Below are 13,423 nucleotides of genomic sequence, written 5' to 3' on the forward strand. Positions count from 1 at the left end.
GTCAGGAGTGAGTAACTATGGTTGAACGAATAGCGAATAAAGATAAAGTAATTGCCGCAAATGAACGAATAAAGGAAAGAGAATTTTGGTTAGAAAACTTATCAGGGGAACTGGCTGACTGCCATTTCCCTTATGATTACCGGACATCAAACAAACAGGTGGATTTATCAAATGTTAGCATAAAACTAAAAGAGGAATTGTCCGAGAAGATTTTAAAGTTAGCAAATGGATCAGATCTTCAATTGCACATGATTCTTACTGCTGGATTTACTTTGCTGTTAAATAAATATACTAGATTGCAAGATATATGCATTGGTACACCTGTTTTAAAACAAGACAGTGATACTAATCTTATTAATACTTTGTTAGTTTTAAGACATGATCTTGAGGAACATATGACATTTAGACAAATTCTCCAGCAAGTTAGTACAGTAATGGTTAATGCTTTAGAACATCAAAATTTCCCATTGGAAAGTTTACAACCGGTTTTGAGTAACTACCTTCCAGAGGGGCGTAATTATCCATTCCGTACTGCAATTTTGCTAGAGGAAATTCAAGATTTAAATTATTTAAGTGAGAGCAATGCTGAGATTATATTCTCTTTCCGTCAAGTAAATGGGTGTATAGAAGGTGATATGTATTTTAATGAACGTCTATACAAAACATCTACTGTTACGCGATTTGGCCATCATTTTATAGACTTGTTAGAGCAAGCTTTACTACAACCGAATACGCCCCATATTGATTTAGATTGGGTTAGTGATAATGATATAAGAGAGTTAATTGCATTTAATCAAACTGAGTTAGATTACCCGCATCATTTAACGGTGATACAGTTATTTGAAGAACAAGTCATGCATAATCCAAATAAACTTGCTGTTTCTGATGACAAAAGAGAAATAACATACGCTCAATTAAAAGAAAAGGTAGATCTGGTTGCCAGTTCTCTACATAAAAAAGGAATTGGAAAAGGACACATTGTTGGTCTTATGATGGATCGATCCATTGATGCAGTCATTGCAATGCTAGGTATTTTAAAAAGTGGGGCTGCTTATTTACCTATTAACATATATTTGCCGTATAAACGGATAGAGGCGATGCTAAAAGAATGTAAATCTCCACTTTGTATAGTAAAACCAGAGGTTATTAGTGAAGATTTTACAAGAGAAATCCAGGATTGTAGTATGGTGAGCTTTAATGAACTACTTGAAACAGAGTTGGTTAGTTTCCCTTCAGTAAGTACACCTTACGATTTGGCATATGTTATTTTCACCTCTGGAACTACAGGTAATCCTAAAGGAATTATGGTTGAAAATCGTAGTGTTGTAAATTTAATATTTGGGTTAAAAAATGAAATATATGATAAATATAGTTCTTCTATGCGGATCGGGTTAGTTTCACCTTTTGAGTTTGACGCTTCAGTACAAAACATGTTTGGTGCGCTTCTATTAGGAAATAGTTTATTTATAGTACCTGAGGAAGCAAGAACTGATGGGCAGAAGCTAATTAATTTTTATCAAGAAAAGCAAATAAATATCGCGGATGGAACGCCGATGCATCTTCGATTATTAACTAATTTTATAGATGAAGAAATAGAATATTCATTTAAACATTTTATTATTGCTGGAGAGGAATTACCACCGAAATTAGCACGGAAATTCCTTGGTTTATTTAATGAAAACTGCCGACCAAATTTAACAAATGCTTATGGACCTACAGAGACAACTGTAGATTCTACATGTTATCATGTTCAGCACGCTGAGTTAGAATTTATGAATCAATTACCAATAGGAAGACCTCTAGCTAATCAAAAAGTTTATATTATGGGTGATAATCAACAATTACAACCCGTTGGAATTCCTGGGGAATTGTGTATTTCAGGAGAAGGATTAGCAAGAGGTTATTTAAATCAACCTAAGTTAACTATGGACAAATTTGTTCCTATACAAATCAACAAAGAGGGTTCTTCTATTATAGATGACAAGGTATATCGTACTGGAGATTTGGCTCGCTGGTTACCAGATGGAAATCTTGAATATTTAGGCCGTATGGATGATCAAGTCAAAATTCGTGGATTACGAATTGAATTGGGAGAAATAGAAAAGCAACTATTACGATATCCTGAAATAGGTGAAGCTATTGTAATTACACGTAAAAAAGAGGGAGAAGATGCTCCGGTTTTATGTGCATATGTTGTTATGAATTCTTCAGCTAAAGTAGAAGAGGTACGCCAATTCCTTAGAGAGTATTTACCTTTTTATATGATTCCTGCATACATCATCCCGATTGAGCAGTTTCCAATTTCATCAAACGGTAAAATAGATCGGAAAGCTCTTCCAGATCCAATTTGGGAGCAATCCACAGCTTTATTTATTGAACCACGTAATGAAATTGAACAAATGCTCTCTGAGATATGGAAAGTAGTACTTGGAATAGAGAAAATAGGTGTGAATGATAACTTTTTCGAATTAGGAGGTAATTCATTACAAATTACTTCTGTTGTTTCACACATATATAAACGTTTAGGTGTAGATGTACCTATACGTGAAATGTTTCAAAGGCCTACAATTATGCTATTAGCGGAGTATATAGAGAAATATGAAGGGAAGAAAAATTATTCTCAAATTGAGATTGTACCTGATAGAGAATTTTATCAAGCTTCTTCTTCACAAAAAAGATTATATATATTAAACCGCTTTGCTGGAATAGGAACTGCCTACAATATACCAGGCGCAATGTTAATTGAAGGTGAGTTTGATTTTATAAAGGCAGAACAATGTGTCAAAGAATTAGTGGAACGTCATGAATCATTAAGAACTTCATTCCAATTTATTAAAGGTGAACCAGTTCAATTTATTCATGATAGTTTAGATATTAGAATTGAACATTTATATAAATCTGATAGATCAACAATTGAAGAGTTAATACAGGAATTTGTTCGTCCTTTTCAGCTAGATAGGGCTCCACTTATGCGCGTCGGTTTAATGAAATTAGAATTCAATCAATATCTGCTACTATTTGATCTTCATCACATAATAGCAGATGGAGTATCTTTAGCAAAGTTAGAAAAAGAGTTTATAGATTTATATTCAGGCAAAGCCTTAGAGCCTATTAAAATACAATACAAAGATTATGCCAATTGGCAAACCAATCGTTTACACGATGAAGGGCTGAAAGAAATTGAAGAGTATTGGGTAGATAAGTTTAAAGGTGAGTTACCAATTCTTATGTTCCCAACTGATAAGCCACGTGGGCTAAATCAAACTTTTGAAGGTGATAGATTAGTATTCCATCTAACACCTGAACTTTCTAATAAATTAAAATCCTTTGCGGATGAAAGAGAAGCTACTTTATATATGGTACTTCTTTCGTCACTAAATATAGTATTTCATGTGTATACACAACAGGAAGATATTATAGTAGGTTCTCCAATTGCAGGAAGAATTCATCATGATCTTGAGCCTATCATAGGTATGTTTGTAAATACACTACCTATGAGAAATCATCCTAAAGCGGAAAAGACAATAATTCAATTCTTAAATGAAGTAAAAGAAAATGCGCTAGAAGCATTTCAATATCAAGAATACCCATTTGATGAGTTAGTAAATAAGTTAGACATGGCTTATCATACTAACCGGAATCCTGTATTTGATGTCATGTTAGTGATGCAGAATATCGGAAGAACATCAGAAAAAATAAAAGATATTACATTTAAATCTTACGAAATTAAGCATCAAGCTTCAAAGGTAGATATGAGTATAGAAGTATTTCCGGAAGAAGAGGGTCTACGATTAGAATTGGAATACGCGACAGGACTATATTATCCGCAAACTATAGAGCGGTTTATGATGCATTTTATAAATACGCTAGAGTGGATGGTAGCTAATCCTGAAGCGAAAATTGAAGATGTTAATGTTTTAAGTAAAAGTGAATCCACAAGGATGTTAAATGAACTTAATAATACAACATTAGATTTTACTCAGGGTAAATTAGTTCATCAATTTTTTGAGGATCAGGTTGAAAATAAACCAGAAGAAATCGCAGTTATTTCAAATGATGTTTCGTACAATTATTCATATATCAATAATCGAGCAAATCAGCTTGCTCGTTTTCTTAGACAAAAAGGGGTAGATCAGGAAACTAGAATTGGTATCGTTGTGGAAAGATCCGTAGAAATGATTATAGCTATATTTGCTGTGCTAAAATCTGGAGCTGCATATGTACCAATTGATCCTGAATATCCAAAGCGTCGAATGGAACATATTTTAGAGGATTGTAATCCTCAATTTGTACTTACAGAATCTAAATACGTAGGTGAAATTCCATTTGTAGGAGAGATTATTGATTTAAAGCAAGAAAATTTGTACGTTGGTGATACAAGCAACCTGGAGGTTACTGGAAAACCAAATAACTTAGCTTATATTTTATACACCTCCGGTTCTACAGGTAGACCAAAAGGAGTCATGATTGAACATTGTAGTATTGTGAATTTCTTATTTTCAATGTCTCATTTATATCCTATGGATGAATCAGATACGTATTTACTGAAGACACCTTATATATTTGATGTATCTGTTCTAGAGTTATTTGGGTGGACCATAGTAGGTAGTAAATTAGTAATAATGGAAAATGGGGAACATCGAAACCCAAGAGCAATTTTAAGAACTATAGATAAATATGATGTGAAATTATTAAATTTTGTACCGTCTATGTTTAGAGCTTTCGTAAATACACTTAATAATGAAAATAGCCAGGTTTTAAATAAAGTAAAGTATATATTACTTGCGGGTGAAGCTTTGACACATGAGGTGGTTAATAAGTTTAAAAAGCATCGACTATCGACTCAAATAGAAAATATGTATGGTCCTACTGAGGCGACAGTTATCGCAAGTACGTTTTCACTTCAAGAAAGTGAAAACTATAATACTATTCCTATTGGAAAGCCTATTCCGAATGTAAGGCTTTATATACTTAATCAAAAACAGAGACTTCAGCCTATTGGTGCGGTAGGAGAGCTGTATATTGCGGGAGAAGGGCTTGCAAGGGGATATGTAAATCAAATGAGATTAACTGAAGAGAAGTTTTTACCAGACCCATTTGTAAAAGGGGAGAAAATGTACAGGACAGGAGATCTTTCACGCTGGTTACCTGATGGGAATATAGAATTCCTCGGTAGAAATGATGAACAATTAAAAATTAGAGGATATCGAATTGAGCCAGGTGAAATTTTAGATGCTTTATCTTCACACCATGCAATTAAAGAAGCCGTGATAGTAGACATTCAAGATGAAGATGGGCAGAAAAAGCTTGTAGCTTATTTCGTAGCAAAATCACTTGTATCCATTTCTGATTTGAAATTGCATCTTGCGAAATTAGTTCCGAGTTATATGATGCCTACTTTCTTTGTTGAAGTTGAAAACATACCATTAACACCAAGTGGAAAGGTTGATCGACATTCCTTACCTTCACCTAGATCTTTACCTAAGAATGAGGAGGAGAGTAGGATGTCTCCTAGTAATGAGTTAGAATCTCGTTTGGTTGAAATATGGAAAAGTATATTGAAGATTGAAGCTGTCGGTGTAGAGGATGATTTCTTTGACTTAGGAGGAAATTCTCTACTAGCTATTGAGCTTGATCTTGCTTTAGAAAACGAGAATCTTAATACGGATGACTTAGTCGCATATACAAAGCGAAATATTAAACAACTAGCGGCTTATATAGCAGAAAAGAAAAATAATTAGTATTACTTTATATTGTAAAAGCGACTTTTAAGAGTTTAAATTTACACTTGCTACACTGTGGGATTAAAGGAGCTTTCCCTCTTAGATTTCTGGAATGATAGTGTATATTCTGGTGATTCTGAGTTAGGGAATTCTCCCCTTATTTAAAAGTGATTAAAATAAAAAAGTGATTCGTGGAATAAGATTCTTCATATTAAAGGTGTTAATAATAATTGATCGTTTTTTAAAGAAGATATACATATCTTTGTCAACTTAGTAAAGAAAATTAACCAGATTACCAAATTACACTAGTTTTTCCTATTGTTAAAAATATAGAGGTGAGTAAATGGGAAATTATGCTTCTTCAATCTTATATGATGTAGAGCCCTGTAAAAGCTCTGAACAAAATTGTATTGATGATGTGATTGCTACGTTAGCTAATTGGTTTAAGCGTAAACATTATTTAATGTACGCTAGATTATGGGATTTTGGTTTTTCTCCTGTCGATAAGGGAAATTTAGGGGATGGTTTATATACAGAGTCTGGTTATTTTGTAAGTGATTTAGAAAAATATCATGGTATAAAAAGTACTATATTTGATACAGATTCATCCGATGAAGGATTTGAAATTATATTAGAACAATTATACTCGGGATTTCCTGTGGTGGTAACCATGAATGCGTACTGGCTTCCTTGGGATGAGAATTATCTAAAAAATCATATTGTTCATTCATTTGTTATTGTAGGATATGAGCCCGCAGAAGACTGTTTAATTATTACCGATCCATATTTTATGGTTAAAAATGCACAACTTTCAACAGAACTTTTTCATAAGGGTTATCAAAAAGTAAGTACTTTAAAAGTTACTGAAGATGAGATCACAGACATACAATCGATTACAACCGATTTGTCAAATTGGATAAAACATATAAAAGATGAAAAACATATTTTTTCACAAATGCACCTTTTTGCTACGCAACTAATAAGTAAGTTTGATTTGAATAAAGAGACCGATGGATATTTAGACTTTAATGATGTTCCGTTATTCTCACATTTGGGTCAAGTTGTAGATGGCCGAGTAAAGTTTTCAAAAATGCTTTCGTTTCTTGGTGAGCATTATCACTCGGAATTCCAAACTATCGCTGAATCTATGAAGGCAGCAGCTGCCAATTGGGGAGTAATTCGTGGATCATTGATAAAAATGCACTTAACAAAATCAGTAACTAAAGAAGGAATAGTAAATATTTCAGATAAAATTCACCACGCTGCAGAATACGAGCAAAATTTAGCTGAACAAATAATGACATTTCTTATTTCTGTTATAGAAGGAAATTCAAAGAATATAATCATAGATTCTTCTCCATCGATAGAAGAGACTACTAATTATGTAAAACCACTCGATAATACGGAAAGAAAGCTAGTTGATATATGGAAAGAAGTTATAGGTAATCCTTGTATTGGTGTGGAAGATAATTTTTTCGCACTTGGTGGTCATTCCCTTCATGCTACTGTAATCAACGCTAAAATATGGAAAGAATTTAATGTCCAATTATCATTAGCAAATCTTTTTGAGTATCCAACAATAAGAACTTTAAGTCATTTTATTAAAAATTCAAAAGAAAATAGGTTGCAAGAGATAGAAATAGTACCGGAATCTGAGGTATACCCGGTTTCATCGACTCAAAAAAGAATGATGTTATTACAAGAGATGGATGGGGTACAGATGACATACAATGTACCAAGTTGTTTTATTCTTAAAGGAACGGTGGACCGGAAAAGGATAGAATTAGTCTTTGAAAAGCTTATTAAACGCAATGAAATACTCAGAACACAGTTTGAGTGGCAGGGGGATCAATTAGTACAGAGAGTATTAGAACAGGTAACATTTGAGCTAGAAATGATAAAGGGAGATTATAAAGAATGGTTACAACCATTTAATCTTTCTAAGGTTCCGTTAATGCGGGCTGGACTAAAGGAGCTAAAAGATAATAGTTATTTACTTGTAATTGACCTTCATCACATCATAACAGATGGCGTGTCTTTAAGTATCCTTATGCATGATTTTAAGGCCCTATATGCTGGGGAAACATTGCCGGAAAATCGTTTGCAATATAAAGATTATGCTGTGTGGGAACAAAAATTATTATCTTCTAAAGAATTTGATATCCATAAGAAATACTGGGAGGAATTATTCTCAGGGGATATACCAGTTCTTGAATTACCATACGATCGAGGTCGACCACCAGTAAAGAGTTTTGAGGGTGAACAATACAATTTCCAAGTAAACAAGGAAATTACTCAAAAAATAAAAAAAATAGCACTAGAAACTGATACGACACCTTTTATGTTACTTATGGCTACTTTCACTATTTTTCTGTACAAGCATGGAGAACAAAAGGATGTCATTATAGGATCACCAGTTGCAGGTAGACCGCATGCTGATTTGTTACCTCTATTGGGGCTGTTTGTAAATACAATTGCATTACGTTATCAAATAAATCCAGATCAATCTTTTATTAATCACTTGAAAAAAGTGAAAAACGATACGTTAGAAGCTTTCGAACATCAGGTGTATCCATTTGATCAGTTAGTGGAAAAATTAGATCTTTCTAGAGACTTAAGCCGAAGTGCTTTATTTGATGTCATGTTTGTATTACAAAATTCGGATGAAAAACATACAGTTGTGGATGGATTAGAAATTAGCACGGAAACAAACACAGATACACTAACAAGTAAGTTTGATTTAACTCTTATTGCTGAAGAAAATAAAGATATATATGAATTCACTTTTGAATATGCTACATCTTTATTTGATAAATCAACAATAGTAGAATTTGGACGGCGATTTAACCTTCTATTAGAAGAAATAACAACTCATCCTAATGTTAGTCTAAAAGATATTCAAATGTTAACAAGTGAGGAAAAAGAACTTGTTTTATCTGCGACTCAGGAGAAAGAAAAAATAAAAATAGAGACCGATTTTAATTGGGATATTGGTTAATTGATTTCCCAGGTCTCAGAAGGAGTAATTACATGGATAATCATGAAAAAATACGTCAATACATTAAAAAAAATCTTATTATTTTTAATGCAGAGGAAACTATTGTTGCTAATGATGACAACATATTTGAAAAAGGTTATGTAAATTCGCTCTTTGCTATGCAAATGTTAAATTTCATAGAAACGGAGTTTGATATAGTAGTAGATAATGATGAACTTGATATTATTAACTTTTCTACTATTAATAATATGGTTGATCTAATTAACAAAAAGAAGAATGGGAATTTCGCAGTATGAGTAATGCAGAAGAGATTCTGGGAGTAGTTGATGAGTTTGCGGAAAAGAAGCTTCGGCCTCGAGCAAGTGAGTTTGAAAGTAATGAAGAGCTTCCCTATGATGTGATACAAGAACTCTCAAGGTATGGTGTATTGGGTGCAACGATACCAAAAGAATATGGGGGACTTTCTCTTGATTCTTTAGATTATGGTCGTCTTACTGAAATCATTGGTAAAGCCTGTAATTCGGTTCGTGAATTACTTACAGTTCATGTATCTTTAGTAGGGGAGTCAATTAAAAGGTGGGGGACTGAAGAGCAAAAGAGAAAATGGTTACCTGAGATGGCAAAGGGGAACCTATTATTTTCATTTGCCCTAACTGAGCCAGAGGTTGGTTCTGATGCAAAAGCTGTTGGAACTTCCTATAAACAAGTTAATGATCATTTTATTCTTAATGGGCACAAAAAATGGATTTCTTTTGCTGACATTGCGGATTGTTTTTTAGTTTTTGCGTCTAGTGAGGGAAAAGTTAGCGCTTTTATTGTTGAACGGTCAATGACGGGTGTTTCTACAAATAAAATGAGTAAACTGTTAGCAAGTAATTCCTCGCATATAGCTGAGATTCATTTGCAAGATGTAAAGGTACCAGCTGAAAATTTGTTAGGACCAATTGGGGGTGGATGGAGTTATGTAGTTAACACAGCTCTTGATCATGGTAGATATAGTATTGCCTGGGCGGGAGTAGCCATTGCTCAAGAAGCACTAGAAGCAATGGTAGCTTATTCAAGAAGAAGAAAACAAGGAAATAAATATATATGTGAATATGAAGCAATTCAAACAATTTTAGCAGAAGCAAGTGTAAATATAAAAGCAGCTCGTTCGTTATGCCAAGAGGCTGGGAAAAAGCGTCAGGATAGACATACTGATGCTGTAATTGAAACAACCATTGCAAAATATTTTGCCTCAAAGATGGCTATGAAGGTAGCCACAGACGCTGTCCAAGTGTTTGGTGGAAACGGGTTTTCAAGAGAATATCCTGTTGAGCGTTTATTTAGGGAAGCAAAGGTTTTAGAAATTATTGAAGGTACCTCGCAGGTACTTCAGCCAATTATTGCGCAGCATGCACTTCACACTTGTTCTCAAAAGGGAGGACTTTTAAGAATATGATTTATGAATTGGTAAAAGAAAAGGATGAATTCAAACAAATATCTCCACTTCTCGTTGATTATAAGAACCATCCAATACTTAATGGTATAGCTCATGGTTACAATAAGGGACATATTTATGTGGATAATCCTAATAACCCTAGATGTGCACTTGTATGGGCAGAACAAGAAATTTTTTATTTATTAGGTGATCCTACAAGTAATTTTGTTTCAAGTCTACCAACTTTTATTAAAGAAGTAATTGCACCTGAGGCTCAGCAGATAGGGGATGACTTTTTTCAGGTTGAATTATTACCCGAATCAAAATGGAAACAGGTTGTCGAGGAACAATTGCAAATGTTTATTCCTAAACCTTACACTCGAGTAACATTTACTTTTGATCCGGAGTCTTATAATAAGTTATCTAAACCTAATATGCCTGATGAGGTAACGGTGGAACGTATTACAATCGACATGCTATCAGATAAAAAGTTCGCAATGGTACGGGATGATATTGTTGATTTTTGGGAGTCAACTCAGGATTTCATCCGAAATGGATTTGGTTATGTAGTAATGGTACATGAACAAGTTGTAACTAGTTGCTTATCGGTTTTTGCAACAGATACTGATGTGGAAATTGGAATTAATACTTATGATTTATTCCAGCGAGGTAAAGGGTATGCTTGGTTGGCTGCAAGAGCATTCTTGGATGACTGTTTAAGGCAAGGAAGAACACCACATTGGAAGACGGAGGATTTTCGTATTCCATCTATTAAACTAGCGGGAAAAGTTGGATTCACAAATCTTCAAACCTATACAGCTTATGTGTTTCCTTATAACGAATTAGATAATTTCGTTTTTACCGCGTACCATCAATTAAGATACTATTCAAATTTTAATAAAGCTAGTGAGTTTGTACAAAAAGCTCGTAATATAGGAGATTTAAATGCATGGCATCACTTTTTACTTTCATGTGGTTATTCATTAATTGATAGAATCGATCTTTCGTTAAAGCATATGAATCTTGCACTAGATCTAGGATGGAATGATGTATCAGATATTCGCTATGTAGTTGATTTAGTGAATTTAAGAAAAACTGAAGAGGGACGAGCTTTATTAGATAGAGTTGAAGATAGCTTAAGATGAAAATAAGGGAGATAAAAAGATGAATATTGTATTTATGTTTCCTGGCGTAGGATCCCATTATTCTGGAATGGGTAAGTACCTTTATGAAAACTTCCCTGTAGCACGTGAGATATTTGAAGAAGCAAGTGACACTCTAAAAATAGACATGGCTTCCCTTTGTATGGAGAAGACATACAAAGCTGACCTTGAAAAATTACAAAATTCACAGACTGCTTTAGTAACAACTAGCATGGCAGCTTTTCGAGTTTTTGAACAGGAAATAGGCAATAAACCAGAGGCAATGATTGGATATTCTTTGGGAGAATATACAGCTCTATGTGCTTCTGGAGCAATTGCATTTTCAGATACCTTAAAATTAGTACAAGAACGTAGTACGATTTTGAGTAGCTATGCATTGACTATAGATGGAACTATGGCATGGGTTAACAATCTTGCTCCAGAAATTGTTGAAGGTATTTGTTCAGAATTGTTAACCAAGGGACAGGAAGTATATATATCGGCTTATGACACTCCAAATAAAACATCAATTTCTGGTACAAACTCTGCGGTTCAGTTAGCTTGTGAAATGGTAGTAGAGCATGGGGGAATTGCAATCCCCCTTAAATTAAGTGGGCCATTTCATTCTCCTATGATGCAACCTGCTGCTGAAAAATATAAGAGTGTACTAGAAAATATAGATATGAAACAGCCATTAGTACCTGTCATAGCGAATCATGATAGTTCAATGTATAAAGGTGTGGAAAATATAAGAGAAAACCTTTACTTACAATTAATAAAGCCTGTGAAATGGTTGGACATGATTCACTATCTAATGAATCAAGGGTCTATGAAAGCTATTGAAATGGGACCAAAGGAAGTCTTGAAGTATCTTCTGCAAGCTATTAACCCTGCTATATCGACATGTAATTATGAAAGGGAGAAAGATATCCTAAATACAAAAAATTCTTTTACATTACAAGAATCTGATTATGAAGAAGTTATATCAGGGTGTTTAACTGTAGTTGTAAGTACAAAAAATTATAATACAGATTTAAGTGATTATCAGAAAAAGGTAGTACTCCCATTTCAAAAGGTCCAAAGTCAATTGGAAGAAAAAATTAATTCGGGGTATTCAGTGGAGAAAAGTGATGTAGAAGAAGCAATCCAAATGATGAAAACAGCACTTACTGAAAAACAGATTAAAGAGAGAGAACAAAAACGTTACCTGCAAAGAGTTCTTCAATGTAAAAGTTTTTAGATATAAATTATAAATATATTAAGGGAGCGATGATGGATAAATGTTCAAGAAAATTGGTATTGTAGGTGCTGGAACAATGGGGATCGGCATGGCAGTAGATTTAGTGCTGCATGGTCTAGAAACGGTATTAATTGATGTTACAGAAGAGCAGTTAGAAATAGCGGAAGAGAAAATATTAGAGACAGTTCGCTTTGCTCCTCTAATTAATAAAGCATTTCCTAGAATGCATAAGGAAGAAGTACTTTCGTTAATAAGTAGCTCTACTAATCTTGATGAAGTGGCTGAATGTGATTATATAGTAGAAAATGTTCCAGAAAACTGGCAAATTAAAGAGCCGATCTATAGAAGATTAGATGAGATATGTAAAAAGGATACAATTTTTGGAGTCAATACGTCTTGTATCTCAATAACAAAAGTAGGAGGAGTAACAAAGCGTCCAGATAAAATAATAGGAATGCATTTTATGAATCCGGTATATATGAAACCATCTATAGAAGTTATTAGAGGGTATTTAACTTCAGATGAAACGGTCGAAAAAGCTCAATCTTTCCTCAAACAATTAGATAAAGATGCAATTGTGGTTAATGATCAGACTGGGTTTGTTTCTAACCGTATCTCCCACTTATTCATGAATGAATCGGCTTGGGTTGTAATGGATGGTGTAGCAACGCCTAAACAGGTAGACGATATATTTAAAAAATGCTTTGGACATACAATGGGTCCATTAGAAACAGCAGATTTAATTGGGTTAGATACAGTATTACATTCTTTGAATGTACTTTATGAGGAATATCAAGATCCAAAGTTTAGATGTTGTCCATTACTTAAAAAGATGGTGGATGCAGGTGAATGTGGTAGAAAGAGTGGTAAAGGTTTTTACGCTTATTAAAATTAAAAATT

7 protein-coding genes are annotated in these 13,423 nt (G+C 33.8%); all 7 read left to right on the forward strand.

The window, feature by feature from the left end; translation table 11 throughout:
* Positions 1 to 17: 17 nt before the first annotated feature.
* The 7 genes from ACTFO4_RS24845 to ACTFO4_RS24875 all read left to right on the forward strand — a co-directional run bounded on the left by ACTFO4_RS24845 (position 18) and on the right by ACTFO4_RS24875 (position 13,412).
* Positions 18 to 5,741 carry an amino acid adenylation domain-containing protein gene (locus ACTFO4_RS24845; protein ID WP_440014488.1) on the forward strand — a complete coding sequence of 1,908 codons (5,724 nt, stop codon included), beginning with the start codon at positions 18 to 20 and terminating at the stop codon, positions 5,739 to 5,741.
* 325 nt (positions 5,742 to 6,066) lie between these two features.
* Entirely contained in the window at positions 6,067 to 8,721 is a 2,655-nt protein-coding gene (locus ACTFO4_RS24850; RefSeq protein WP_440014489.1) for a condensation domain-containing protein, read from the forward strand.
* Positions 8,722 to 8,753: 32 nt separating this feature from the next.
* Positions 8,754 to 9,017 (forward strand): acyl carrier protein, encoded by a 264-nt coding sequence (locus ACTFO4_RS24855; RefSeq protein WP_440014490.1) that lies wholly within the window; start codon positions 8,754 to 8,756, stop codon positions 9,015 to 9,017.
* Positions 9,014 to 10,162: an acyl-CoA dehydrogenase family protein gene (locus ACTFO4_RS24860; protein ID WP_326265659.1), complete on the forward strand. Its 1,149-nt coding sequence runs from the start codon at positions 9,014 to 9,016 to the stop codon at positions 10,160 to 10,162. The genes ACTFO4_RS24855 and ACTFO4_RS24860 overlap by 4 nt, the downstream gene beginning before the upstream one ends.
* Positions 10,159 to 11,286 (forward strand): GNAT family N-acetyltransferase, encoded by a 1,128-nt coding sequence (locus ACTFO4_RS24865; RefSeq protein ID WP_440014491.1) that lies wholly within the window; start codon positions 10,159 to 10,161, stop codon positions 11,284 to 11,286. Before ACTFO4_RS24860 ends, ACTFO4_RS24865 begins: the two co-directional genes overlap by 4 nt.
* 19 nt (positions 11,287 to 11,305) lie before the next feature.
* Entirely contained in the window at positions 11,306 to 12,523 is a 1,218-nt protein-coding gene (locus ACTFO4_RS24870) for an ACP S-malonyltransferase (RefSeq protein WP_326235168.1), read from the forward strand.
* A 40-nt stretch (positions 12,524 to 12,563) separates the two neighbouring features.
* Positions 12,564 to 13,412 (forward strand): 3-hydroxyacyl-CoA dehydrogenase family protein, encoded by an 849-nt coding sequence (locus tag ACTFO4_RS24875; protein ID WP_000473347.1) that lies wholly within the window; start codon positions 12,564 to 12,566, stop codon positions 13,410 to 13,412.
* The last annotated feature ends 11 nt before the right edge of the window (positions 13,413 to 13,423 follow it).

The organism is Bacillus cereus group sp. MYBKT14-1 (assembly GCF_051915185.1).
In the GTDB taxonomy this organism is placed as follows: domain Bacteria; phylum Bacillota; class Bacilli; order Bacillales; family Bacillaceae_G; genus Bacillus_A; species Bacillus_A cereus.

What these genes read in the sequence shown, in the direction of transcription:
- ACTFO4_RS24865 (WP_440014491.1), top strand. Translation starts at nt 10,159, where the DNA reads ATGATTTATGAATTGGTAAAAGAAAAGGATGAATTCAAACAAATATCT.
- ACTFO4_RS24850 (WP_440014489.1), top strand. Translation starts at nt 6,067, where the DNA reads ATGGGAAATTATGCTTCTTCAATCTTATATGATGTAGAGCCCTGTAAA.
- ACTFO4_RS24855 (WP_440014490.1), top strand. Translation starts at nt 8,754, where the DNA reads ATGGATAATCATGAAAAAATACGTCAATACATTAAAAAAAATCTTATT.
- ACTFO4_RS24875 (WP_000473347.1), top strand. Translation starts at nt 12,564, where the DNA reads ATGTTCAAGAAAATTGGTATTGTAGGTGCTGGAACAATGGGGATCGGC.
- ACTFO4_RS24860 (WP_326265659.1), top strand. Translation starts at nt 9,014, where the DNA reads ATGAGTAATGCAGAAGAGATTCTGGGAGTAGTTGATGAGTTTGCGGAA.
- ACTFO4_RS24845 (WP_440014488.1), top strand. Translation starts at nt 18, where the DNA reads ATGGTTGAACGAATAGCGAATAAAGATAAAGTAATTGCCGCAAATGAA.
- ACTFO4_RS24870 (WP_326235168.1), top strand. Translation starts at nt 11,306, where the DNA reads ATGAATATTGTATTTATGTTTCCTGGCGTAGGATCCCATTATTCTGGA.